Source organism: Thiohalocapsa halophila (genome assembly GCF_016583825.1).
GTDB lineage: Bacteria > Pseudomonadota > Gammaproteobacteria > Chromatiales > Chromatiaceae > Thiohalocapsa > Thiohalocapsa halophila.
This window is the reverse complement of record NZ_NRRV01000062.1, coordinates 41,071-64,487: the sequence shown is the minus strand read 5'-3', so window position 1 is coordinate 64,487 and position 23,417 is coordinate 41,071. Positions and strand designations below refer to the sequence as shown.

Here is a 23,417-nt window from a genome sequence, read left to right as displayed (position 1 = left end):
GCCAACGCAGGTGCTTGTCCTTGAGCTTCGGCGGGCGCCCCGGAATCGGCTTGGCCTTGAGCGCGTTCTGCCCGCCCTCGGCAAAGGCCGCCAGCCAGCGATACAGCGTGCGCTCGTTCACCCCGAATGCCGCCGCCACTTCCGCCACCGGCTGGCCGCGCTTGACGGCCGCCACCGCCTGCATGCGCATGGTCTGCAATGACTGATGGTCGAGCTTGCGCCCGTCGGAATCGCGTTTACATTTCATGCCGCCATTATACCAGACCTGGCTTTACTTTCGAGCGGGTTAGTAAAACAGAAATGACTGATAACCCTTCGCCCACGCATGCGCATCGCCCACCACAAGCGTTCTAATGGGCTACTCCTGAAGAAGGACAATGCGGATGACGATGCCCACATAGATAAGCCACCCCAAAAGAACGAGAAGCCGCTCGTGGACAATTGCGCCCGTCCCTTCTTGGTACTTCCGCTCCAGCGCTTCCACCAAGCACAGAGGATAGGCGCTCGGATCGACATCTACGTGAATGTGCTTGTTGATATTGATTGGCCAGATATGATCCACCGTCAGCCAAAACGCTGTTTGCAGTCGTCTTGCTAAGCCTTCGTCTTGCTTTGAGCTAAGCGGAGGGTTACCCACCGGAGCCGGCCTGAACTTGGATATTGGGGCCGTGTTGGCGAGCAAGACGGCGAGCGACTCCTGCGCAGCGGCCACATAGATGGCCGCGATTCTCCGGTTACGCAGCTGCCACTTCATGAAGATAAGCGCATAAAGCCAGAAAATCGTGACGCAGATGATCGTCACGATATCGGGAATATGTTTTTCTTTGTGCAAAGGCCAATCCCCCAAGAGCAGGGCGGAGGCGAAGAATGTGAAGTACACAAGGAACGAAACGTAGGCATTGCGCTCCTTATGGTTATGGTAGGTCCGATACGCCGCCACAAAGTCGTACAAGAACTTCTCTGCCCTTTCCTGCGCGGCTTTACGGTCTTCCTCTCTTTTTGACATATGGCGGCTCCAACTCCCGTCAATCCCAAGCCCGTTCATTGAATCAGTCATTCAGAGCAGCCGAAAACCTGCTATAGATAAACAAGAACCGCGATCGACGTGAAGTCACCTGACCCGCTCGACAGCGGATAGGTCGAGCCGGCTGTGCTCACGCACCACCCGCACACATTCAGCCCACTCGTCGGCATCTAACCCGGCCGCCATGACGAACCGCGAGAGATTCGCCTGGAGATCCGCAGCCGGGCCGATGAAGGCCGCCTGACCACGCTCGCCGGCGGCGGTGACCGGCACCGCCAGGACGCCGCCGTCAGGCGTCAGGTGCAGTTCGGCGATTGCGGGCTCGGTGAGGGCCTCGCCGAGGACGAACCCGATGATGGTCGCCAACTGCTCGCTCATGTTCGGGAAGCGCGCGGGGTCGAGTTTGGTGCAGAGGGGGTCGGTCATGAGTGGAGGTTACCGCGAGCTGTTGGCGGAATTGTATGTTCGATTGCCTTCCGATAGGCCTATCCCCGCGAGCGCGGGGGAACCGTGGCATCCCCTTGCAGGTGCGCCAGCATCTGGGGCCTATCCCCGCGAGCGCGGGGGAACCAGAGCTGAGGCGTCGGGCCGCAAGGTCCAGTAGGGCCTATCCCCGCGAGCGCGGGGGAACCTCACCTCGACCAAAAGCCAGAACGCCAAGAAAGGGCCTATCCCCGCGAGCGCGGGGGAACCTGCTTGATCGAGCGTGGCAAGGCTGACCCGAAGGGCCTATCCCCGCGAGCGCGGGGGAACCGCGGCTTGCAGGGCGGCGTAAAGGCGGTCTACGGGCCTATCCCCGCGAGCGCGGGGGAACCTCCGGGCTGCGGTTCGTATACCGGGCCGAGCAGGGCCTATCCCCGCGAGCGCGGGGGAACCTCGCAACAGCATGAGCCGCACGCGGCTGAGGGGGGCCTATCCCCGCGAGCGCGGGGGAACCACGTCGAAAAAGACTGGGGTTCAGTACGTGAAGGGCCTATCCCCGCGAGCGCGGGGGAACCACCCCAATCGGACCGCTCACCATCCGCGCCAGGGGCCTATCCCCGCGAGCGCGGGGGAACCTCGGGAAGCGTGCGCAGCTTGGTACGAATCAGGGGCCTATCCCCGCGAGCGCGGGGGAACCAACGACAGCTGGCGCATTCCGGTGACCGACGAGGGCCTATCCCCGCGAGCGCGGGGGAACCGTCAAGATGACCTTCGGGCCGAGCACCAGCACGGGCCTATCCCCGCGAGCGCGGGGGAACCTCCGGCGCAGTGCTCTCGCCCTGGGGCACGCGGGGCCTATCCCCGCGAGCGCGGGGGAACCCTGGAGAACCTCGTGGGCCGGATGCAGGGCGAGGGCCTATCCCCGCGAGCGCGGGGGAACCTTGATGTCCGCAAGCACGTCCACCTTGGCCAAGGGCCTATCCCCGCGAGCGCGGGGGAACCAGGCGGCCGGTGGCGATGATCTGCCCGGCGATGGGCCTATCCCCGCGAGCGCGGGGGAACCTTGTACCAGCGCATGTCGTCGGGCTGATAGTGGGGCCTATCCCCGCGAGCGCGGGGGAACCGGACGCCGGCGGTGCGTCATGCGGCTGCGGTGGGGCCTATCCCCGCGAGCGCGGGGGAACCTTGATCGTGACAAAGACGCCCGCTCCCGCAGCGGGCCTATCCCCGCGAGCGCGGGGGAACCCTCATCATGTCACCCGCCACTTTTGCAGCCCGGGGCCTATCCCCGCGAGCGCGGGGGAACCGAATACGCGGAAGCCATTCAAGATGGTGAACAGGGCCTATCCCCGCGAGCGCGGGGGAACCTCAAGCGCATGTTCTCCGCTTAGTCCGCGGTCGGGCCTATCCCCGCGAGCGCGGGGGAACCGCATTTTTGCCCTGATGAGGGCTACGGCGCGTGGGCCTATCCCCGCGAGCGCGGGGGAACCGATGCGAGCGGGCTTCTGGTTGGCTGTTTTGATGGCCTATCCCCGCGAGCGCGGGGGAACCAGAAGGCTGTACAGAATATACGGGGCCAACTAGGGCCTATCCCCGCGAGCGCGGGGGAACCTGGACTAGTCCGCGCGCGTGTTCTGGCGTTTCGGGCCTATCCCCGCGAGCGCGGGGGAACCTATCCGGGCTATCAGATTCAGCGCGTGGAGCAAGGCCTATCCCCGCGAGCGCGGGGGAACCGGGCTGCCGTCCGTCATGCTCATTGACGGCGAGGGCCTATCCCCGCGAGCGCGGGGGAACCTGGAGCGAGCGCCCCAACATGGCCAATCGCTGCGGCCTATCCCCGCGAGCGCGGGGGAACCCGCAGGATCGGCAGGGCCAAATCATCCAGCTTGGGCCTATCCCCGCGAGCGCGGGGGAACCCTCGGCATCTGTGATGAGCCGATCCCGCTTGCGGGCCTATCCCCGCGAGCGCGGGGGAACCGACGCGGACCGGGCGCCCGCACTGCGCACCAGGGGCCTATCCCCGCGAGCGCGGGGGAACCAGGTCGCGCGCCTTTCTCGCCGTGCGCTCGTGGGGCCTATCCCCGCGAGCGCGGGGGAACCGCGTGGGCGGTGGATTGGTATTTCTTGAGTGAGGGCCTATCCCCGCGAGCGCGGGGGAACCCTCTAGCGGTCGCTTCAATTGCGTCGCGCAATGGGCCTATCCCCGCGAGCGCGGGGGAACCCCTAGCATATAAGACTCTGGCCTCGCAGGGAAAACGACGATTCCGAATTGTTAGAGATCGGTCGCGGCGGATTTCGCAGCCAGCCAGAGCCCGTCGATATCGACCAACTTCGTAGCGGGCGTGCCCAAAGTGCGGATTCCGAGCTCGCCGGTTTCCTTCGGATCGCGCCAAATCATGACGATGCTGCCGCGGGGTTCTTCGGCATGCCATTTCGAGAGCACGTTCCAGACGCGCGTTCGCACGCCGGCGTTGAGCTCGGGCGAGACATACACCGCGGGCGCGATTTCTAGCATCACCGAAGAGAGAAACCCTCGAAAACGGTCAGTGACATCACGCGTCACCACAACTGCCAGCGCCATCTGCCTCCTCCATGCGCAGAACCTGCTTGATGGTCTCAATCATGGCGCCGACGATGTTCTCGCGCCGGAACAAGGCACCGGCTTCCCGTCGCACCAGACGGTCGATGGTTTGACTATCGGTCTCGGCCTTCTTTGCGGCTGTGAAGGCGATCTTGAGCGTCAGGCTGTCGCGGTAGAGATCGGCAATGTCCAGAACGAAGGCCTGGCCCGAATCCTCATGGATGAAGCCCAGCTGGGGGATGGCCGCGAGGGACTGCACGGCGATCGCGGCGACGGCCTGCACCGCCGTCGCCGCATGGTTGATCGCCTGGTTTGGGATGTCGGCTGCCGTGGGGTTCTGCCGGTCGTAACGACGCCCGTGCCATTCGATCCCGTGGCGCTGTGCCATCAGTCGATAGGTAGTCTTGACCCGCGCACCTTCGATACCGCGTAAGGTGTCGAGGTTGCGGTGCGGGAGCACCTCGCCGAGCCGCAAGGCGTACATCTTGCGTGCGACGCTGATGCGTCGGCGCGGATTGCCCCATAGTTCAGCCTGGCGACGCGCGATGTCGGAGCGATCGGGCATGAGCGGCGGCGCGGTGTAGCTGCGCACGCCGTCCTGCCCAACCGCGGCGAGCAGCGTCCCGTGACGGGCAAGCAGGCGCAGCGCATCGTGCGTGACGCTGCTGCCCGGTCCGAGCAGGATCATGGACACGGCCTGATGTGGCACCTGAAGATCGTAAGGGGTCAGCGAGTCCTTGCCGGCGACGAAGTGCAGGCAACCGCTGACAACGCAGAGCTCACCCCGGTCCAGCCAGATGAGGCCGTGCCGATCGGCGTGCGGCACCCGGGCCGTGTCGAGCCCCAACCGCCCCTTCAGCATGGCGGTTTGAGCAGCAACATGCCGTATCCGAAGGCCCGGTGACGACCGATGCCGCGTTGTATTAGCGCGGCAAACCGGTCGCTATCGGAAATCCGTAGGTGGCCCTTGAAGACGGCATCCGGACCATTCACTGTGCGCGAGCCACGTTTGTCGGTGGCGGCATTCGGCGGCCTGACAAGCAGCCGGGTCAGTTGAAACGCATCGACGCGACTGTCTTCGATCTCGGCGGCACCAAGCTCGCTGAAACGTTGCCGGAGCCAGTTGATATAGACCTCCGATCGCACGCGCCGCTCCGACGGATCGGGCTCGTCGGCAGGCTCCGTGCTCTGCGGCCCCAGGGCATGCAGGAAGGCGTCGCGCTCTCGACCGTCGTTGGCACGAACGACTGGCCGGGTTCGGACCTCGAATGCAAGACGCTGCCCGACGCGCCAGCGCTCGGGAAACGGGCGCGCCGCCAGGCTGTCCAGTCCGAGCGCCGCAGCGATGTCGGGTGCAGCAAGTGCTGCCAGATCCCGGAGGGCGGCGAGGTCGAGCCGGCTGTAGGCGAGCAGGCCCTGGCGCTGGCCAAGGTAACGAAACGGCCTCGGCGCATCGGCGCCGAAGGCACTGGTCAGCAGCGCATGCAGCGCGTAGCCGTAATCGCCATCGGGCGACAGCAGCCGGCGTCGCGTGGCCCAAAGCGCCAAGGCCTGCGGATGCGGCTGACATTGCATTAGGTGGATCGTCATGGTTTCCCCTCCCCGAAACCGATGCTCCCCTCGCGCACCGGTCGCCAACCGCCGTGCACGCCGCTGATCCAATTGCGCTCATCGCAGAGATCGAACAACCGGTCCCCCGGCAGCGCACCCTCGCCGTCGGGCCATTGCATCAGCACCCGGCCGGCCTCTCTGTCGGCACGCGGAGCCTGGCGCAGTGCACCGAGGACGTGCGCGGCTTCGCACCAACCGGCTATGAGCCGCGCCGCGGGCAGGCAAGGCTTGCGACCGATAAACAGCGGTCGGGCCGGACGGTCGATGGCAGCCGCAACCTCGTCCAGGGTCGGCGCTTCGTCGGCGGGCTCCAGTCGCAGGGCGATCACCGTGTGGAGGTCGGCGTGGTAGTCGCGGTAGCGTTGTTGGGTCAACACCTTGCGACCGTTCGCCAGCGCCGAGTAACTGGGCGACTTCTTGCGCCCCTCTGGCACCCCCCGCGTTGTCCAGCCCTGATCGCCCTCGAACAGTTGCGCGGTTTGGTAATCGCGCAGATGACGCGGCTCCAGGTCGCGCCGCGCCCCCATGCGCAGCCGGGCCTGCAACCGATCGTGCCGCTCGCACTCGCCGCGATCCCAGCCCAGTGCGCTGGCGATGAGTCCGGTCACCATGGACAGGGCCGGAAACTCGCGCGTGACGCCATGCTCGTCAATGGCCTCGCCGCCGAAGGCCGTGAGCGGCGCGTACAGACGCAGCAGCAGATGGCGGGCCATTTCAGCAGTGCCCTTGCTTGATCAGACCCGCCACCCAGTCGGCGAGCTCCGGCAACGGCTTCGCTTCGGCGCCGGTCAGTGTCACGTCATCCAGCGACATGATGCAGCGGCTGAGCTTGGTGCCATAGGCCTTGTCCAGCGCTTTAAGCTCGCCGATCAGGCGCTCTGCAGCGCGGCTGCGCAGTGGCGCCGCGGGATCGTGCTGAGCGAGGGCTTCGCGGAAAGCATCGGCGGCGCTGCGCGGTTGCAGGTCGCCGGCCTCCACCACCATGAGACTCGCCCAACCGAAGGGGGCCGTGGAGCCCTTCTTGGCGCCGGGACTGACAGTGGCGATCAGGTGCAGCAGGTTGCGCACGACCTTGGCGGCCAGCTCGCGCCGCTCCGCCGGGGTGTCCCCGGCGAAGCAATTGTCGATCTTGATGCCCTCCAGGTTCGCGACGAGCTGGCGCACGTCCACCACCACATAGCCGTAGTAGAGGCCAGAGGCCAGCTCGGTGTCGAAGATGCCGGCGGAGCCGAGTTCGCCCGCCTCGCTGGTGAGGTCATCGACAACCGTGAAGTAGTCGTTCTCGACCTGTGCCTCATGGACCGTGAACGCGTGAGAAACGTAAACGGATGCATCGCGGCTGGTGAGCACATCCGAGGTCACCATGCGCCCGAACAGCGCGGATTCGAGACCGCTGCCGTGTTGAAGGGCCGCGAGATTCTTCGACTTCTTCTCTGTCTTGAGCCATTCCGCGATGGCCTGCCGCAACCCGTCTTCATCGGGATGCTCTTTAGCCAGGGCAGCGCAGCGCTCGACCAGGTAGTTGATTTCCGCCGTTCCCAGCAGTACGGCCTGCCCGGTGTGCAGGGCTTCGTCGCCGCGACGCTTGCTCCCGGCCTTATCGAGCAGACCACCCTCGCGTAGGGCCTCCACCGCGATCTGCGCCAGCTCGGGACTAACCCTATCGTCTTCCGAAAGCAGCCTGCGAATCTCCCCGAGCGTCTCACGCGAACGGATCGCCATCGGTACCTTGAGGGTCGAGAGCGCGAACTCTTTGTCGGTGGTAACCCGCCAATGCCGCTTCAGACACTGGGACGAGACGCGCGTGCGGATCACGCCACCGAAGGGCAGTCGCTTAGCGAGACCAGCGTCGTCGCGGTTCAGTAGCGCGGCAGTGTAGCCGTGGAGGGTGTGGATCTGAATGAAGCGGGGCTCTGTCGTCATTACCTTGACTCCGTCGAAGGGGTTGCGTCGGATTGCCTGGCGTCTTGTCGTTCGGCGCTGTAGTAGGCGGACGCGATGCGAAGACGCAACTCCTCCGCCTTTACTTGGCTGGTTGAATCTTTGCGGTCCTGCGCGAGGATGAGCCTGCCGAGTTCATCCCAATTCGGCTTGATGCCGTCCTCGTGCGATGCCATCAGTCGCAGCACACGCGGCAGCAGCTGGCGGAAGGCGTCGCCCCTTGCCGTCAGCAGCTTGGTCACGCGGGACTCATTGACGGCTGCACGAAACAACTGTTTGCCAAGCCGCTGCTTTGGGTCATGCCCCGCCAGGGCCATGCCGTGGGCAATCAAGGCCCAGCGGCGCCAGGTCTCTGGACGCCAATGCTCGGGCTCCAGGTCTGCCTGCACCAGCGCGCGGGTCAGCGCGGCAACCTGCTGCGGGCGCAGTTCGGCATCTGGGTCCAGGCGCGCGATGGCCGCCCGTTCGCCTTCCCCGAGGCCTACAGGGTCACCCTCGAAACGAGCCGCTTGCGCGATGATGTGCGCCAGCCGCCCGATGCGATCACGCTCGGGCTTGGCCTGCTCAGGGCTCGGCGCGGTCTCGGTTGCCGTCATCGTTGTTCTCCTTGCTGAGTCGTTCTTGGCGGTAATGTTCGGCAAGTGCGGGCAGGATTTTGGTGCTGCGCAAACCGCCCTCGAGGCGGCTCCGGGCGGCGGCCCGAGCTCTGTAGCGCGGTTCGGCACTGCGCGGCCCGGCGGAAAATGCCTGCTCAAGCACTCGGCGGGCGCGATCGGCCATATCCAGCAGCCAACGCAGTCGAATGGCCTCTCGTGCTTCCGGCGCAGCTTCGATTTCCTCGCTTAGGGCGTCGAAGAAGATGAGGTCTTCCGCTCGCTCGAACTCCTTTGCAAAGGTTCTAGCCTTGTTTCTGAGCGAGTCGGGCAGATCTTTTCTGGGCCGTTCTTTCCCGTTGTCCAGGAGTACCTCCAGGGCGGAATGCAACTGCTGATGGATACGGCCAACGGCGTCCACGCGCTCCGAGGCGACGCGCTCGAGCAGACCGATGTCCCCACGCACCAGCAGGCGGCGCATGTTGGAACGCAACGGGACTTGGCGCTCGTGGTAGCCGTCCGTCTTGCTGTTGCCGCCAGCGATTGCCCGCGCCACCAGGCGAAGCCCCTCGCGATCATCGCTTGGCTGGAGCTGCTGTGCAGGCGGCGCTTGCCATGCCGTCGGGAATGCGAGCTCGCACATCCGTTTGTAATTGAAGCCCGTTGCCGAGACGCCGAGCGACTTGGCGCCCACCTTGGAGACGGGGGTCCAGAGGTCGCCAGTGTTGCCATGCTTCTTGCCGGTCTCGGCCTTCGCAATGCGCTGTTTCTCGCTGGAGGTCCGCAGTAGGAGCAACTGGCCGTTTTGCTCCCGCAGCCGAATACGCCGGCACACCTCGATGAACAGTGGATCGAGATTGCCGAGCGACAGCTCCGATTTGCCATCCCAGGCCAACAACCAAAGTAGTCCGACACCGCCATCGACCCGGTAGCCGTGCGTCTTCGCAATCGCGTCCCTACTGGCGAGGGCGATCGTCAAATCCCGTGCCCAGCGGGCGCCGACCCCACCTGGTGGCGAGACGCCAACGCCCGGTCGACTGGATGACCCGCCGTTCATCCGGGCGACCCCATGGTTGCCGCTCCCCGGATAGGGACCGGCAGTCTGCAAGCTGACCAGCGAGAATATCCAATCATCCGGGGCGGCCACTGCCATTCGCTCCTGTTTGAGCTCGTGATTCTTGGATGTCACCAATAGGTCCATCGCATCCGGTGTGGCCTGGTCCGATTTCCATCCTGCGAGACTCCCCTCCGGGACCGGCGGCTGCAGAAACGCCGGCTGGTCGATGGGCGAGATCAGACACCAAGCGGCACCGTCCGGTTGCTGCGGGGTGAGGTCTAACAGCGCGTCGCGCCATTGCGCCGCGCTGACCATGGGTTGATCCACGCCCTGGTGATGCAGCGCGATGGCTGCGAGCTGCACCAGGAAGGCGTGCCACGGGTGGCGCTGGTGCGGTCGCAGCGCCGGAAAGTCCCGCACCTCATCCGCAGCAAACGCAACGAACAACTCCGGCAGGGTGAGTTGACCGTGCGCGCCGTCGGCGCGCTGGCGCACGCGGATGAGCGGATCGTCGAGCAGGGAGTGAAGCAGGGTCATCAAGAAGATCTCCGTCAGTCCGGGTCGATCACCCGCAGGCCGAAACGGTCATAGCGGTAACAACGGGTGCCGAGGCGGAACTGCACCGACTGCGCGTCCGCACAGATCACCTCGGGTGCCGCGTCTGGATTCAGATCCTTGTCGGTGAGCCAAGACGGAATGGCCAATGCTCGCAGGGGCGCTCCGAACGGGCCGGCGGGCGCGGGCTCAAACAGCACCAGCCGGTCGCGCAGACCCAAGCGGGTGGACGACTCAACGTTCGGATCGAACTGCTGGTTACGGAACGACTGATCGAAATGCAGCCGCTGCAGGTGGCCGTGTGCGCGCTTCGCGCCGGCGTTGCCGATCATGCCGCGGGCGTGCGCTTGCCATGAATCGCCGAGCTTGTCGAAGGCGCCGAGGCGTTCCGGATGGGTCGCCGCCTCCACGAGGGACCGATTGTCCGCGGGAATGGCGATCTGCGGTCGGCTGCAAATCTGCTCCAGCGTGCAGGCGATGATGCGCAGATCCGGGTAGATGCCGTCACCGTCCTTGATCGGCCCCAAACCGTGTTGCATGCGCGACAGCAAGGGCGCGAGGTCGCCGTCCTTCGGGATCAGTACGATGACGCGCGCCGTTCTGTGCGCCGACGGCCTGTCCGGGCGGTCGTGGCGGTGCAGACGACCGATACGCTGCAGCAAGACATCCATCGGGCAGAGATCGGTGATCAACAGATCCGCATCGATGTCGAGGCTTTGCTCCAGCGTTTGAGTGCCGACAAGAACACGCGGGCCGGCGGGACTCTTCTTGCCCAACAGCGCCTCCACCCGGTCGTCGAGGGCCGGCCTGTCCTGGCGGCTGAACCGGCTGTGATGGAGGGTCGGCGCGCCATTGAGGTCGAACAGCCAGGCGGGCTCGCCGCACTGCGCCTCTAGGGCTTCCTGCGTCTCGATGGCCGTGCGCACGAGGTTGCGGATGACCAGCACCTTGCAGTCACCCGCCGCGGCATCCAGAGCCAGGCGAGCCACCGTGGCCGCGTCGTCGATCATGTCGATCGCTTCCCAGGCAACCTGCTTTGTCCGCCCGGTAGCCGCGACGGGTCGGTGCCGGTGGACATCCGAGACAGCGGGATACGGCGCACCGCACGCATCGTCGAAGCTCGGTGTCGACACGGGCGCGGAGCTGCCGATGCAAAGGTAGCTGGCGCGAGCCCGGGCACCCAGGGTGGCCGACAACAGCAGGACATGCCCGCCGCAGGCCAGATGCCCGTCCAGCAGGCCTTCGAGCAGGGTCTGCATGTAGGCGTCGGAGGCATGCACCTCGTCCACCACCAGCAAGGCTCGACTCAGCAACGCGTGACGCATATGCGCATGGCGCACCTGGAGTCCGCCAAGCAGCGCTTGGTCGATAGTACCGACGGCTATCGGCGCGGCCAGGAAACGCTTTGGCGCTTCGGCGGCCCAGCGCCGGTGCGCCTGTGCGTCACTCGGATCGTCCGGCCAGAGCACGCGAAAATGCGGTAGGGATTGCGGTTCTTGGCCCTCCGCACTGACATAGCCTGGCAGCGCGCGGACCACAACCGGCGTGTCGTTCGGCCAAAGCCGCTTCGCGACCCGTTCCACACGTTTGCAGAGCTGGGTTGCGGCGACACGAGTGGGCAAGGCGAAATAGAGCGAATCCACCTCGCCAGCTTGAAAGAGCTGGACATAGCGCCAGAGCGCGGCCTCGGTCTTTCCGCTGCCGGTTTCGGATTCGAGGATGACCAGGGACGCCAGCGCAGGGTCTGCAAGCGCGGTTTGAATTGGATACGGGGTGTTACCTTCGCCGATGATTGCCGCCAGCCCCGCGTGCGTCGTGCGCGCGCGCAGCGTGTTGGCCTCCGCATCCAAACCCAGCGCCAAGACGGCGTCATCGGCGCACCGGTAAGCTGTGCGTGTTCGGTCCTCGCCCGGTTCGGCGAATGCGAAGAAACGCGTATCCGAACCCAGCCAGTCGGCGAACTGCACCAGCCCCGCGAAGGTGTGAACAAACCTCGGAGCATCGGGCAGGTCGGGACCGCCTTGCGCGAAGGCCTCCGGCAGGAAGTTGGCCAGTGACCGGGCGATCTCGGCCAGGATCGGATCGGGATCGTAAATGACACAGCCGTTGGCATCCTTCACCGCGCGCCAGACGGCGACGTTCTGCTGGGATCGGTCGCCCAGGGGCCAGCCGTGGTGGCTGAAACTGGCAAAGAGCAGCGCTTCAACCGCGTCGCCCCAGCCAATCATCGCCGCAAGGGGGAGATGCGCCAAGAGCGCTCGGTGGGCGACTAAATCGAGATCCGTCAGCAGATCGATCGCCTCCGGCCCGTGTCCACAGGGCATCGGCCAATGCCGAGGTGCCTCGCCTCGGAGGAAGCGTTTGGCCTGAAAGCCGCAGTTCGCTTTCCCGAGGTCATGCAGGAAAACCAGCACGGCAAGCCGAGCAGTATCCCGATTCGTCAGTGCCCGACCGGCCGCGTGTTCGAGCGCCCTGCGAATACCGCGGCAACGGCAGAGACGCAAGAAACAGGCTGAGACATCAATCAGATGGGCAACCAGCGGATGCCATCGCGTTAGCCGCCCGTCGGCGCTTCTTTCGAGCTTGCCGAATGCCCCAGCCTCGGGAATCTCCATAAGATCCTGTTCCTCGCAACCATCCTTCAGCGCGTCTATCAGCCAACTCCGTTGCTCAACAACTGCTCCGGTATCAGAGTGTAGACGGGCCGTTGCCGATCCCAGGTGATGACCCTAGCCTGGAGCGTGACTCACCCGCTGACTCATCCCGCGAGTCCGCAGCACAGCGAGCGCCGCCTTGGCCTCGGGAGTGATGCGGCAGGTCAAGGTTTCGGTCTTGGTGGCTGGCATCGGGGTCGGACCCTTTGTCTATACTGCGTGTGTGCGTCAAACGTAGCGCACAGCGCGCTGTCAGGAAAACCCTGGTCGTGCGCCAAGTCAATGACGGGTCGCAGAGCGCTCGAACGGACAGGGAAACACCATGCGCACAGCCCTCCTCCTCGCGGCCGCCGCCGCGCTCGCCCTCGCCTGTCCCACCCTCGCCGGCTTGAACGAATGCGTGGACGCCGGCGGCGCAGTGACCTACCGGCAGACGGCGTGTCCGGGCAGCGACCCGGGCTAGCACCCGCTCGTGACCAGCCACGACGACACCCTCCGCGCGGCCGCCTTCGCCCACTGCCGCCGCCTGCTGCGCGACTATGGCGGTGCCGTGCCCTGGAGTGCCATCCAGCCAGGCTTCGAGCTGAACGGCGAGCGGATCCACCTCGGGAGCACGCCGCGCGGCATCCACCGCCCGCAGCAGATGCACCGTGGCGTGCTGAGCATCAAGACCACCAAGCCGCGCCAGGGCCGCACCGCCCGCTACGACGACGCCATCAGCGATGACGGCTACTTCTCCTACGCCTTCCAGGGCAGCGACCCGCGTAGCCGCGACAACACCGCCCTGCGGGAGGCCTTCGAGGACCAGTCGCCGCTGATCTACTTCTACGGCCTGGTGCCAGGCGTCTACCAGATCCTCTTCCCCTGCTTTGTCATGGACTGGGACCCGCAGGCGCTGCGCTGCACGGTCGGGGTAGGCTCGGCCCTGGACCTCGCGGCAACCAATACCGCCCAGCCCCGCGAGCCCATCGACCGCCGCTACACCACCGTCGAGGCCAAGCAGCGCATCCACCAGGCCGAGTTCCGGGAGCTGGTGCTCGGTGCCTACGACCGCCGCTGCGCGATCTCCAACCTGCCGGTGCCGCAGCTCCTCCAGGCCGCGCACATCATCCCGGACCGCGACGAGCGCGGGCGCCCGGAGGTCACCAACGGCCTCTGCCTCTCGACGCTCCACCACACGGCCTACGACCGCAACCTGCTCGGCATCGACCCCGACGGGCAGATCCACATCGCCGAGTCCGTGCTGGCCGAGCACGACGGCCCGACGTTGGAGGCGGCGATCAAGGAGTATCACGGACGGCGGATTCACCCGCCGCGGCATGCGGAGGATCGGCCGGATCGGGAGCTGCTGGCGGCGCGGTTTGAGGAGTTTCGGGCGGGCTGACAAATAGCGCCCGGCTCTGGCACCAACCTACATCCGTGCCCTGGCACACGGCAAGCTGCATCGTCGCAGTCGTCACTTTAGGCGCAGATCAAGCGAGTCCCATATCCAGTGGTCGGCGTCGGACGCGCCGCCGACTCCAGCCATGTTGATTCGCACCTGTCACAGCGCTGGCGGGCTGCGGTGATCCTGCTCGACCGTCTCGCCCTCCAGTCGGCCTCGCCTGCGCCGCCCCACCGGATCGCACCCGTATGGCCGCAAACAGCTATGGCAAGGCCAGAAGGACAGCATGCATCCGGACAGAAAAATGGCTATGGCGGTCGACAGCGCGCCTACACCGCCCTAAATCCCAAACTCCTCGTTAGAACAACGCGCCATCATGTGCGCCCGCCACGCCGCAATACCGGCGCGGAGGCGTACCCGCGCATCCCCCCAGGCCGACGGCCCAATGGCCAGGCCCTGCCACTCAAAGCCCCCATCGCTTTCCGCTCACCCCCGCCATTACCACGCCCACTAGGAAGCGCGAGCATCACAACAAGTGCACCGGCGCCGTCTCCGGCGCCGTTCGGCATTCCGCCGCTCCCTTTTCAGCTCCCCTTAGGTCTCACCCTAGGTCTCCGACGATCTCCTTCACCAGAGGGGTGTTTCATCCGGTCTATCCGAAGTACTGCACACTCCCTTCGTAACCGCCTGTTTGGCGGAGTGTCATTCGGTCGATGCCGGAAGCTTCTTTGGCCACCGAAAATGGCGTCTCAACCCCCTCAGCGGCAGGTGCTCATTCAGACAGCCCGGCTTTGTGCCATCAAGCCGAGCTGACTCGTCGTAACGCCCTCAGCAGCGGGGCTGCATTCGGGTTTGAATGCCCCGGCTTTGTACCGTCAAGACGAGCGTCGTAACCCCCTCATTAGCGGGGCGTCATTCGGACTCCCCGGCATGCTCGCCTCGGTCGCAGTCGTGAGTCGTAACCCCCTCATTAGCGGGGCGTCATTCGGACGCATTCGCTTGTATGGCAAGCCGATTCCAGATGGTCGTAACCCCCTCATTAGCGGGGCGTCATTCGGACAACTGACAACTGCTACGATGACCTTCACGGTCAAGTCGTAACCCCCTCATTAGCGGGGCGTCATTCGGACGCAATTGGCGGCGTTCGATAGTCAAATTGCTCAGTCGTAACCCCCTCATTAGCGGGGCGTAATTCGGACCCTGGACGACGTGTTCGTCCAGTCCTTTGGTGAGGGTCGCAACCCCCTCATTAGCGGGGCGTCATTCGGACATGACTCTCAATCGCCGGTGAGGTCGAGGGAGACGTCGTAACCCCCTCATTAGCGGGGCGTCATTCGGACGGGGCGACGGCGTATATCTGTCCATGTGGCACTCGTCGTAACCCCCTCATTAGCGGGGCGTCATTCGGACAACCACTAACCCATCTCCCGGTTTCTATACGTGCGTCGTAACCCCCTCATTAGCGGGGCGTCATTCGGCTGTCAAACAGATGTTTGATGCAAAAAACGTAGCAGTCGTAACCCCCTCATTAGCGGGGCGTCATTCGGACCCTGGCGCGTCGGGATTATTCATTCCGATCAATGGCTTGGAGTGTCTCATTTGTGACACCGTTTTCGTAGCACAGACTTAGTTTGCAGGTAGTCCACTTTTGCTGTACGTATCAACAGTGCGCAGGCGCTGTACGTATCAACAGTGCGCAGGCAAGAGGTGAGGCCATGCCGACGAGGTACGGTCGGTGCCGGGCAACGCCTTGGTGCGCGCTTGCCGCGTGTCACCGCTTGTCTCGACCTTTGGGGCCAGGTGTACGGCGTCGATTTGTGGTTGTCCGGCGCTTGCTTTGTCCGTTGCCGCCCCTGCCGACTCCGGAGCCACTCTTGCGCAGCTCACGCTCCCAGGGCAACAGTTCGGGCTCAAACTCTACCTTGCGGACTGTGTCGCTGTCTGACCTTTTATGGTCCCGGCTAAGCGCCTCGGCCTGATCGTCATGAAGCAGCACCTTGAGTTTGCTGTCCGGCGGATAAAGGGGCTCGAAGTCCTCGAGGAATGTCCTGACCTCCTTGGCATCGGCCCCTTGGGGCAGGTTGACCCGCAGCCGCACCGGTGCCCGCAGCGTCGGCAGGGGTTGGCCGGGGACCACAGGTCCGAGGGCAGCCGGCGTGGTGCACTGGTCGTTGTCAACGAACCAGGCATAGGTGTCGTGCTCGGAGCGCATGAGGGTCCGGTCGTTCGCGTCCTTGGAGGCGGACACGTCATAGGCGGGCATTTGTTGCGCCAGCAGCGGGTAGAGCACCCAGGTGTCGGGCAGCAGGGCCTCCGGGTTACCGGCGTGGCGGAGCTGGGCGAGGGTGTCGGCATCGATGAGCCGGCCGTGGTGGTCCGCGAGCGGGTCTGCCGGCAGGATCTCTGCCAAGGGCCGCCAGCTGTCCGCCGGCGGCGCGGTGAGCCCGGGATGCAGCCGCGGCGGCAGCTTTGGCGGCTGCGCCGGGTCGGCGCAGTACCAGCGGCGGCCGTCGCGGCGGGCATCAGTGCCATAGCGCTCGGCATGGTCGGTGAGCATGACGGCGGCGATGTCCACCGCGGCGGCGCCGAGCCCGAGGGGCTTGCCGAGCCCCAGGCCATGGCGGAAGCCCTGCGCCGGCGCCAGCGCGGTGCACAGCAGCGTCAGCTCGTCGTCGCGCAGGTTGTCGAATTCCACGCGGAACCAGAGCTCAGCGCCCGCCTGCATCGGTCGACAGATGAGCTTCTGCTTGGCGGTATTCTGGTTCTCGGCGTCGCGGGAGCGCCAGAACTCGGCATGGGTCTGCGCCTCGGGGTGCGGCACATAGCGCTTGCGGCCGTTGATGCGGTGCTGCTCCGGATGGAGCTCGCGCTTGGCCACCGGCTCGCTGGGCCTGCCCCGGCGGTGAAAGTAGAGCATGGGGCTCGGCGGCTTCGGCGTGGAGAGGATGCGCAGGACGTGATCCTCCTGATAACAGGGCACGGCGCCGGGCGCGGGGGCCAGGGCGTCATAGAAGCGCACGCGGGAGGCCAGGGCCGCGGCCTGCTCGCCCTGCTTTTCCGCTTCGACGACGCCGAAGAGGGCTTCTGCGGGTGTGAGGCCGGTGCGCTCGGCATTGGGGCTGCCCCAGGGCAGCAGGTCCCGGCCCGCGCTGCCCGCGCCGGCGTCGATGTCGGGCGGGTCGGTGACGAAGTCGAACACCGTGCCGGGCACCTCCTGCCGCCAGACCTTGGAGAAGCTGAGCTCGGTGACCTCCGCGCCGTCGGCGGTGGTGGCGAACCAGATGCTCCAGCCGTCGTTTCCGGGCGATGGCGGCCGCCAAGCATTCGGCTTGGTGTGGTCCGCGTGCTTCTTTGCGTGCTTGCACACCTTCCCCGGCGCGCTCTTCGTGTGGACCTCCTTCTTGCGCACGCGCTCCACCCACAGGCGCGAGAGGCGCTGCATGGCGGCGAGCTGAACCGGGAGGACGGGGCCGTTGCCTGGGTCCGGCATGACCAGCCAGTCATCGCCGGCCCCGGACAGCTTGCCCTTGTGCCACTTTGGATTATCGCCCTTGGATTGAGCTTGAACCTCGTCGTAGTCCTTGCGCACCGAGTAATACCTGTCCTCCAGCACCCGCAGCGCGGACTGGCTGATGGCCTCGGCGATGCTGGCGATCATGCCGCGCAGACTGTTGCCGGGGATGGCGCGCTCGCAGCCGCGCATGTAGGGCTCGGCGCGCTTGGACTCGTTCTTGCCGCCGTGCTGGCGGGCACCGACGAAGGCCGGCGTCTTCAGCTCAATCCGGCAATCGATGTGGCCGCTGTGGTGGCCCGCGAGCCAGAGGTCGTGCCGGGTGGGCACGGGCGCGCCGCCGTCGGTGTCTTGGCTGCGCGCGGCGTCCCAGGCCAGGGTCCGTACGGGTGCGCCGTTCACCAGGCCCGTCGCGGGCAGGAAGACGTAGGGCGGGTGGAAGAACTTGCCCCGTGGGGGGGTTTCGGCGACCGGGGGCGACGCGGGGGTGACCGGCTCGGGGTCTGGTGCTGCGGCTGCCGGGCCTGCGCCTGTCCCCGGCGCTGTCTCGGTGTCGGCTATCGCTGGCGCCGGTGCCAGCGGTGCGGGCGCCGCTTCGGTCTGCGCGGCAGCGGCCGTGTCTAGTGCCGCCTCCGGCGGCAGGGCGTCCAGCGTCTCGTGCAGCGCCCGGCAGAGGGCGGCGAGCCAGTCTGTCGCGTCCGCAGGCGCTGCGCCGGCCGCGACCCACAGGGCTGCCGGGGACTGCGCCAACCGCAGCGCGCCATAGCCCTTGGCCTTGCCCCAGCCGACGCGCAGCTCGCCGTCGGCGGCGTCCTGGGCCAGCAACCAGAGCAGGCCCTTCCACCAGTCGCCGGCGGGCGGCGGGCCTTCCAGGTGGCGCAGCCGGTGCGTCTCCAGCAGCACCTCGGTGCTGTAGCTGCCGTCGCTGCGGGCCTTGGCGCGGAACAGCGCGCCCTCGCCGTGACTACCCTTGACGGCACCGCTGAAGCGGTCGATGGCGATAAAACGCTGGTCGTGCTCGGCGGTGTCACCGTTGTCCACGGCGTCCGCCAGCCAGAGGGCGCCGCGACGGCTCTCGCTGCCGAACAGGCGTTGCGCGAGGCGCTGTGCCGCCTGCCGCGCAGGACGCGGTGCGGCGTCGAAGTGCCGGTGCGCCATGGTGGCAAGGATGCGCTCAGCGCGGGCGCGCAGGGCGCCCACCAGGCTCTTGCCGGGGATGATGGCCGTGCCGTCCGGGCGGCGGCTGTGCTCCAGCTGCGGCGGATGCTCCTTGTCCTCGTCCTCGGCGGCGGCGGACTTGGCGGCGGCCTCGGCCCCGGACTCCGCCGCGGCAGCCGGCTGTTGCGCACTGGTCTGCCGCTCGGGCCGGCGCCGGTAGCCGGGCTCGTTCACCAGCACGGGGCCGTCGGCGAGGAGCAGTAGCGGTAGGCGCAGCGGGCGCGGGTCGGTGCCGGGCTCGCGGGGCTCGACGGCGTCGGGATCGAGGTCCGCCAGGGACTCGAACGGTAGGTCCGCGCCATCCTCATCGAGCCAGCGGGCCAGGCGCTCGCGGGTGACCACCTGCACGTCCTCGGCGTCCTCGCACCAGCGCAGCCGCCCCCAGCCCTTGCCGGCCTTGCCGCCGATGGCGGCGGCGAGGCTGCCGTCCAGGCGTCGCAGCAGGCCGAGCAGTTTTTGCAGCTGCTCGCGGGTGAGGCTGTCCGCTTCCAGCTCCACGCGGAAGGCGCTGCCGGCGGGCACGACCTCGTGGCTGTAGAGCAAGCGGTGGCTCGCGGTGCCGGTGCGGGCGTCGATGGCGACGCCGTGGACGGCGGCGGTGTGGCGGACCGCGCACCAGAAGGGCGGTAGCTCCGCCCCAGTGGACGCCGCCGGTAGGGTGCAGAGGGGGGCGTCGTAGCAGCGCAGCCTGCCGGCGAAGCCGCCCACATCCGGGTCGGCACCCGTGCTGCCCGCGCCGGACTCGGGAGCGGCCTCGACATAGCCGAACAGGCACCGCACCAGCGGGTCCAGTGGCCGCGCGTCCGGCTGGTCCAGGTCGGGCAGGTCCAGCAGCCGGCGCAGGGCGCCGCGCAGGGTGCTGCCGGGGATGTAAGGTAGCTCGGCATCGACCGTGCCAGTCCCGTCGTCGATGTCGGGATCGGTGCCGACGGCAGCCTCGTCGTTATCATCACCGCCGCTGCCCGCCGGCTCTTCGGCCGTGTCATCAGCGCCTTCTGGCGGGTGTACTGGGCCCGTGCCGGACGCCGCCTCGTTGCCCGGCTGTGAACCCAGGTAGCCACGCGCGACGCCGTGGTAGGTGGAGGGGCGGGACTCGGCGGCGTCGTCGCCGGCGGCCTTCGGCTGCTTCAGCGCCGGCGGCTCGCGGTGCGTAGGCAGCCCCGCCGCGACACGCGCCTGCCAGGATTGAGGCTCACCCCCATCGCCAATGTGTAGCGCGCTGGTGCAGACGAGGCGCCCGCGGATGCGCACGCGGGGGTAGTTCTCGGCGTCGGTGCTGGGCGCGCTAGACCGTTCGGCTGGGGAAGTGACTGCGTCGGTCATGACTACTCCTCCTCCGCGAAGCTACCCGTGGCGGGCGGCGGGTCGCCCAGGTGGAGTGTGCTGTTCACGGTGACCTCGCCATAGCCGTTCTCGCGCAGCCAGGGGTTCTGCCGCCACACGGGCAGTTGCCGCGCTGCGCCGAGCAGCGGCAACCCGCGGGTTGGCATGCCGCGGGCGAGCCAGTCTGCAAGGCAGCCTTGGGCATCGACGTCGCGGCCCTCGGCGACCTCGAGCACGAAAACGCTGCCGGGCTCGGTGAGGAGCACCGGCTGATACGGCTCGGCGCAGTGGCGAAAGCCGTGCCACCAGTAGTTGCCGCCGCCCAAGGACTGGGTCGCAAAGTGGTCGCGAAGTGACAGGCTGCCGCCGGAGAGGTCATGAAAGGCCTCGGCATAGGCTTCGGCGAGGGACTGCCCACCGTTGACGGATGGAATGGTCAGCCCCCGCGGCAGCAGCAGCGCGCGGGATTGCAGGCAGAGCACGCAGCGGCCCTCGTCCAGCAGCAGCCGGTCCCGGGCGCCGGTGCCGTGGAAGCGCCAGGGCTCGCCCGCCGTCACCACGGCGGCGAAGACCTTGGTCTTGCCGAGGGGGCCGAGACCCGGTGCGAGCAGCGTCTCCAGCAAGTCCAGTAGCGGCTCGCGGTCCACGGCGGCGACATCGGGGATACTCAGGTTGGCGAGCCAGAGGTAGCCGTCCGGCACCAACGTCTCCATGGAGAACAGCAGCCCGCCGTCGGTTGCGGGGTCGAAGCGCACCGTGCCGCGCTCTGGGTCGATGGCGTTGCGCACCACCAGCGCGCGCTCGGGCGGGTCGGCGGGCCAGCCGCAGTGCTGGCGCGCCCGCCGCCGCTCCGGCGCTTTCCAGTCGACGGCGAAGCGCGGCGCCGGGTCCTGCCGCAGGGCACGCTCGGGATGCAGCGCGAAGTCCGCCATAGCCGTGTCGATGCCCTGCCCCACCGCGGCGAGGCTCGCCGGAATGGCCAGCGGGCGGGACTCACCCCGCGCGGGCAGGGCCTGAGTGATACGCAGGTCTTCGAAGTAGCACCGGCGCAGCTCATCCGCCTTCTCATCGCCCGGCCACACCGCCGCCAGCGCGGCCTTGAGTGCAGCGCCGGGGATGGCCTCGCCGCTGCGGAACCGGTTGCCGAGGCTGCCCTTCGGCCCCGGCAGCGGAAAGCAGAAGGGCGCATCCGGCAGCAGCTTGAGGCCGATGGCGAGCGATGCGGGAGCGGCGGCAGCCGGCGCGGTGCGAAGCGCGGCGGGCAGCACGGCGGGTGTCGCCCGAGGCGGCACATAGGGCTTGGCAGGCGCCACCCGCACCCCGAGCACCCGGCCGAAGCCAACGCCCTTCTGGGCGCCAACCGCCGGCAGCCAGGCGAAGCCCTTTTCCAGCAGCCGGCGGAGCATGGCAAGCGTGTCGGCGTCCGGTTCCCGTTCGTCCTGGGTGCATGGCCCGTCGACAGCATCGGTGGGCAAGCGCAGTTCCACCCAGCCCGAGAAGCACGCGCGCTGACCGGGGGCGAACAGGCTTTCGATGACCACCAGCCCGCCGCCGGTAACGGCGCCGGTGTCGGGCTCCACGCGTATGCGGTGGCGGAAGCCCTCGCGGCTGTCGCCCGGGTGGGCGCTGAAGTACTCCGCGAAGCGCAGCGGGGCGCGCTGCAGGCGATAGGCGTCGACGTCCTTGTCCGGTTTTCGCGCTTGCTCGGCGTCGCCGCCCAGGTATTCGTGGACCAGGCTTGGCGCCACGCCGATGTCGCCCCAAGCCTGGCGCAGCATGCCGCGCAGGAGTGTACCCGGCAGGACGGGGTTGCCCTCGCGATCCTTGAGGGCCAGGGCGTCGATGCCGAGCGCGCCGGTGGCGACGGCCCGGCTCAGCACCGGGCCTTGGACGTCGAGGGTCACATCGAAGCGATGGCGGTTCATGCGCCACGTCCTGCCGGCACAGCCCGGCGCGGGCCAAGGTAGTCCCAGAGCTCCGCCAGATGTACCCAGCGCCAGGCGGCCGTCTGCTCGTCCGGCGCGAAGAGCCGGGCGAGTGTGTCCACGAGCTGGGCGAGGTCGCGCTCCGCCGCTTCGCCGGCGGCGGCGGCGCGGGCTTCGAGGTCTGCGACCAAGGCCTCTGCCGCGGCTGCCGACTGGCCGCAGTCCCCGCCACGGGCGATGCGCAAAGCCCCTTCGTGCAACGGGCCGTGCGGAATACGGCCGGCGTCGCGCAGCCCGGCCAGCGCCTGGATGCTAGCGGCGGCGTCCGGCACCGGGGACAGGGGGCGGCGGTGGCTCAGCGCTGGGTAGCGGCGGCAGAGATAATCCGTCGGCGCCTCGGCGGGGAAGTCGATGGACTCCAGGATCAGATACTCGAACAGGTTGCGGTCGCGCCCGCCGCCGGGCGCGTCCTTGACGGCATGCTCGGCGAGGTCCCGCGCAAGCTGGGTCATGCGGTCGATGGGGGTTTTGCGATCGCAGAAGATGAGCGCGCCAGCATGGGTGAGGGGCGTTGGCGCCTCGCGCTCGGCGGTGCCGACGCGCGCCTCGGGGTCCTGCCAGGTCCAATCGGCCATGGCGCGGTAGGCGCAGCAAAGCGCGTCCAGTCCGAGCCAGGCGGGGACCACGAACAGCAGCTCGTCGCCGCCCCAGAGCAGCAGCTCGAAGCGCAGGCGCGGCTCCGCGCCCGCCTCGTCCGGCGTATAGAAGGCGTCGTCACTGCCCGCGAGGTGATTGAGGAGGCGGCGCAGCAGCAGGATGCGGCGTGTGCGAAGCTGGTGGTCGAAGGCCTGGAGCGACGCTGGGCTGGCGCAACCCGCCTGCAGCTTGCCGAAGTGATTGCCGTCGAAATAGAGCACCGCGAGCTTATTCTGGAGCCGTCGGTCCCGCGGGAAGGCGCCGGCAAGGGTCTCGAAGTCCTCGGTGTATGCGAGGTCGAGCCCGGTAGTGTCGTCGAGGAAGCGCTGTTTCTGCTCCCGACCGGCCTGGTAGCGAGCGTGCACGGAGGCACTGAGCCACGCGGAACGAGGCTTGCCGTCGGCACCCGGTTTGAGCTGTTGCGGGACGGCCGCCGGGCGCAGGTCGTCCCACTCGCAGGGGCGCGGGCCGGCATCGCCGGCCTGCGTCAGCACCGGCGTCGGCTGGCGGAGCTGGCGCAGGCGGTTCCGGGCGATGAGCCGCTCGCGGGCCTTGTGGAAGGCGTCGGGTCCGTCGAGCAAGGGCTCGCTGTCGACGACGAAGTTGTGGTGAGGGTAAGCGGCGGCGAGCTGCTCACTGACGCATTCGACGACGCGGTTCGCGAATGTTGCCTGGGCGTCCGGCAATCGGTAACGATACAGGCCGACGGATGCACCGCCAGAGACGAGCTCCAGCTCCACCCGGTGCGCGCCGGCGCCGTCGTCGATGCGGATCTCTAGTGGCTCGCGGCCTTCCGGATCGAGCCGCCGCACAGCGGCCAAGGCGAGCAGCCCACCGCCGCGAATGACGCTGAGCTGGTCCGTGTCGGCGAGGACTTGGTCCAGGTTGACCGCTTCGATGCGCAGGAGATGCTCTGTCATC

General features: G+C 67.4%; 16 protein-coding genes and 2 CRISPR repeat arrays. Of the genes, 2 read left to right on the top strand and 14 right to left on the bottom strand.

The window, feature by feature from the left end:
- The 11 genes from CKO31_RS20185 to cas3 form a co-directional block, all read right to left on the bottom strand.
- Positions 1-247: helix-turn-helix domain-containing protein (locus tag CKO31_RS20185; RefSeq protein ID WP_200233480.1), on the bottom strand; the 247-nt coding region annotated here is incomplete at its 3' end.
- Positions 248-358: 111 nt separating this feature from the next.
- Positions 359-1,006, bottom strand: a complete 648-nt coding sequence (locus CKO31_RS20180; protein WP_200240863.1) for a hypothetical protein — start codon at positions 1,004-1,006, stop codon at positions 359-361.
- Between the two features lie 105 nt (positions 1,007-1,111).
- Complete coding sequence (locus tag CKO31_RS20175; RefSeq protein ID WP_200240862.1) at positions 1,112-1,450, bottom strand: hypothetical protein; 339 nt, start codon at positions 1,448-1,450, stop codon at positions 1,112-1,114.
- A 55-nt stretch (positions 1,451-1,505) separates the two neighbouring features.
- Positions 1,506-3,669: direct repeats of the CRISPR family, unit length 29 nt; unit sequence GGGCCTATCCCCGCGAGCGCGGGGGAACC.
- A gap of 50 nt (positions 3,670-3,719) precedes the next feature.
- Positions 3,720-4,028 carry a type I-E CRISPR-associated endoribonuclease Cas2e gene (gene cas2e / locus CKO31_RS20170; RefSeq protein ID WP_200240861.1) on the bottom strand — a complete coding sequence of 103 codons (309 nt, stop codon included), beginning with the start codon at positions 4,026-4,028 and terminating at the stop codon, positions 3,720-3,722.
- Entirely contained in the window at positions 4,000-4,890 is an 891-nt protein-coding gene (cas1e, locus tag CKO31_RS20165) for a type I-E CRISPR-associated endonuclease Cas1e (protein WP_200240860.1), read from the bottom strand. The genes cas2e and cas1e overlap by 29 nt, the downstream gene beginning before the upstream one ends.
- Positions 4,884-5,618, bottom strand: a complete 735-nt coding sequence (gene cas6e / locus CKO31_RS20160; protein WP_200240859.1) for a type I-E CRISPR-associated protein Cas6/Cse3/CasE — start codon at positions 5,616-5,618, stop codon at positions 4,884-4,886. Before cas6e ends, cas1e begins: the two co-directional genes overlap by 7 nt.
- Positions 5,615-6,352 (bottom strand): type I-E CRISPR-associated protein Cas5/CasD, encoded by a 738-nt coding sequence (gene cas5e / locus CKO31_RS20155; protein ID WP_200240858.1) that lies wholly within the window; start codon positions 6,350-6,352, stop codon positions 5,615-5,617. The genes cas6e and cas5e overlap by 4 nt, the downstream gene beginning before the upstream one ends.
- Before the next feature lies 1 nt (position 6,353).
- A complete protein-coding gene (cas7e, locus tag CKO31_RS20150; RefSeq protein ID WP_200240857.1) occupies positions 6,354-7,562 on the bottom strand; it encodes a type I-E CRISPR-associated protein Cas7/Cse4/CasC in 1,209 nt (402 codons plus the stop codon).
- Entirely contained in the window at positions 7,562-8,176 is a 615-nt protein-coding gene (gene casB, locus CKO31_RS20145; RefSeq protein WP_200240855.1) for a type I-E CRISPR-associated protein Cse2/CasB, read from the bottom strand. The genes cas7e and casB overlap by 1 nt, the downstream gene beginning before the upstream one ends.
- The gene (locus CKO31_RS20140) at positions 8,145-9,767 is read right to left on the bottom strand and encodes a type I-E CRISPR-associated protein Cse1/CasA (protein WP_200240853.1); all 1,623 of its coding nucleotides are present in this window, start codon (positions 9,765-9,767) and stop codon (positions 8,145-8,147) included. The genes casB and CKO31_RS20140 overlap by 32 nt, the downstream gene beginning before the upstream one ends.
- Before the next feature lie 14 nt (positions 9,768-9,781).
- Complete coding sequence (gene cas3 / locus CKO31_RS20135) at positions 9,782-12,400, bottom strand: CRISPR-associated helicase Cas3' (RefSeq protein ID WP_200240851.1); 2,619 nt, start codon at positions 12,398-12,400, stop codon at positions 9,782-9,784.
- A gap of 361 nt (positions 12,401-12,761) precedes the next feature.
- Here cas3 and CKO31_RS20130 point away from each other — a divergent pair, with 361 nt between their 5' ends.
- Both CKO31_RS20130 and CKO31_RS20125 read left to right on the top strand, forming a co-directional pair.
- On the top strand, positions 12,762-12,902 hold the full coding sequence (locus tag CKO31_RS20130; RefSeq protein ID WP_200240849.1) for a hypothetical protein: 141 nt from the start codon (positions 12,762-12,764) through the stop codon (positions 12,900-12,902).
- A 9-nt stretch (positions 12,903-12,911) separates the two neighbouring features.
- Complete coding sequence (locus CKO31_RS20125) at positions 12,912-13,823, top strand: HNH endonuclease (RefSeq protein ID WP_200240848.1); 912 nt, start codon at positions 12,912-12,914, stop codon at positions 13,821-13,823.
- 816 nt (positions 13,824-14,639) lie between these two features.
- Positions 14,640-15,372: a CRISPR direct-repeat array (repeat unit 36 nt; unit sequence GTCGTAACCCCCTCATTAGCGGGGCGTCATTCGGAC).
- Between the two features lie 222 nt (positions 15,373-15,594).
- Here the strand turns inward: CKO31_RS20125 and CKO31_RS20120 are convergent.
- The 3 genes from CKO31_RS20120 to CKO31_RS20110 are packed head-to-tail and all read right to left on the bottom strand — an operon-like array spanning position 15,595 to position 23,416.
- Positions 15,595-19,875: an RAMP superfamily CRISPR-associated protein gene (locus tag CKO31_RS20120; RefSeq protein ID WP_200240846.1), complete on the bottom strand. Its 4,281-nt coding sequence runs from the start codon at positions 19,873-19,875 to the stop codon at positions 15,595-15,597.
- A gap of 2 nt (positions 19,876-19,877) precedes the next feature.
- Positions 19,878-21,800, bottom strand: coding sequence for a hypothetical protein (locus CKO31_RS20115; RefSeq protein ID WP_200240845.1), 1,923 nt, complete (start codon positions 21,798-21,800; stop codon positions 19,878-19,880).
- Positions 21,797-23,416, bottom strand: coding sequence for a hypothetical protein (locus tag CKO31_RS20110; RefSeq protein WP_200240843.1), 1,620 nt, complete (start codon positions 23,414-23,416; stop codon positions 21,797-21,799). The genes CKO31_RS20115 and CKO31_RS20110 overlap by 4 nt, the downstream gene beginning before the upstream one ends.
- Between the last annotated feature and the right edge of the window lies 1 nt (position 23,417).

What these genes read in the sequence shown, in the direction of transcription:
- CKO31_RS20180 (WP_200240863.1), bottom strand. Translation starts at nt 1,006, where the DNA reads ATGTCAAAAAGAGAGGAAGACCGTAAAGCCGCGCAGGAAAGGGCAGAG.
- CKO31_RS20175 (WP_200240862.1), bottom strand. Translation starts at nt 1,450, where the DNA reads ATGACCGACCCCCTCTGCACCAAACTCGACCCCGCGCGCTTCCCGAAC.
- cas2e (WP_200240861.1), bottom strand. Translation starts at nt 4,028, where the DNA reads ATGGCGCTGGCAGTTGTGGTGACGCGTGATGTCACTGACCGTTTTCGA.
- cas1e (WP_200240860.1), bottom strand. Translation starts at nt 4,890, where the DNA reads ATGCTGAAGGGGCGGTTGGGGCTCGACACGGCCCGGGTGCCGCACGCC.
- cas6e (WP_200240859.1), bottom strand. Translation starts at nt 5,618, where the DNA reads ATGACGATCCACCTAATGCAATGTCAGCCGCATCCGCAGGCCTTGGCG.
- cas5e (WP_200240858.1), bottom strand. Translation starts at nt 6,352, where the DNA reads ATGGCCCGCCATCTGCTGCTGCGTCTGTACGCGCCGCTCACGGCCTTC.
- cas7e (WP_200240857.1), bottom strand. Translation starts at nt 7,562, where the DNA reads ATGACGACAGAGCCCCGCTTCATTCAGATCCACACCCTCCACGGCTAC.
- casB (WP_200240855.1), bottom strand. Translation starts at nt 8,176, where the DNA reads ATGACGGCAACCGAGACCGCGCCGAGCCCTGAGCAGGCCAAGCCCGAG.
- CKO31_RS20140 (WP_200240853.1), bottom strand. Translation starts at nt 9,767, where the DNA reads ATGACCCTGCTTCACTCCCTGCTCGACGATCCGCTCATCCGCGTGCGC.
- cas3 (WP_200240851.1), bottom strand. Translation starts at nt 12,400, where the DNA reads ATGGAGATTCCCGAGGCTGGGGCATTCGGCAAGCTCGAAAGAAGCGCC.
- CKO31_RS20130 (WP_200240849.1), top strand. Translation starts at nt 12,762, where the DNA reads ATGCGCACAGCCCTCCTCCTCGCGGCCGCCGCCGCGCTCGCCCTCGCC.
- CKO31_RS20120 (WP_200240846.1), bottom strand. Translation starts at nt 19,875, where the DNA reads ATGACCGACGCAGTCACTTCCCCAGCCGAACGGTCTAGCGCGCCCAGC.
- CKO31_RS20115 (WP_200240845.1), bottom strand. Translation starts at nt 21,800, where the DNA reads ATGAACCGCCATCGCTTCGATGTGACCCTCGACGTCCAAGGCCCGGTG.
- CKO31_RS20110 (WP_200240843.1), bottom strand. Translation starts at nt 23,416, where the DNA reads ATGACAGAGCATCTCCTGCGCATCGAAGCGGTCAACCTGGACCAAGTC.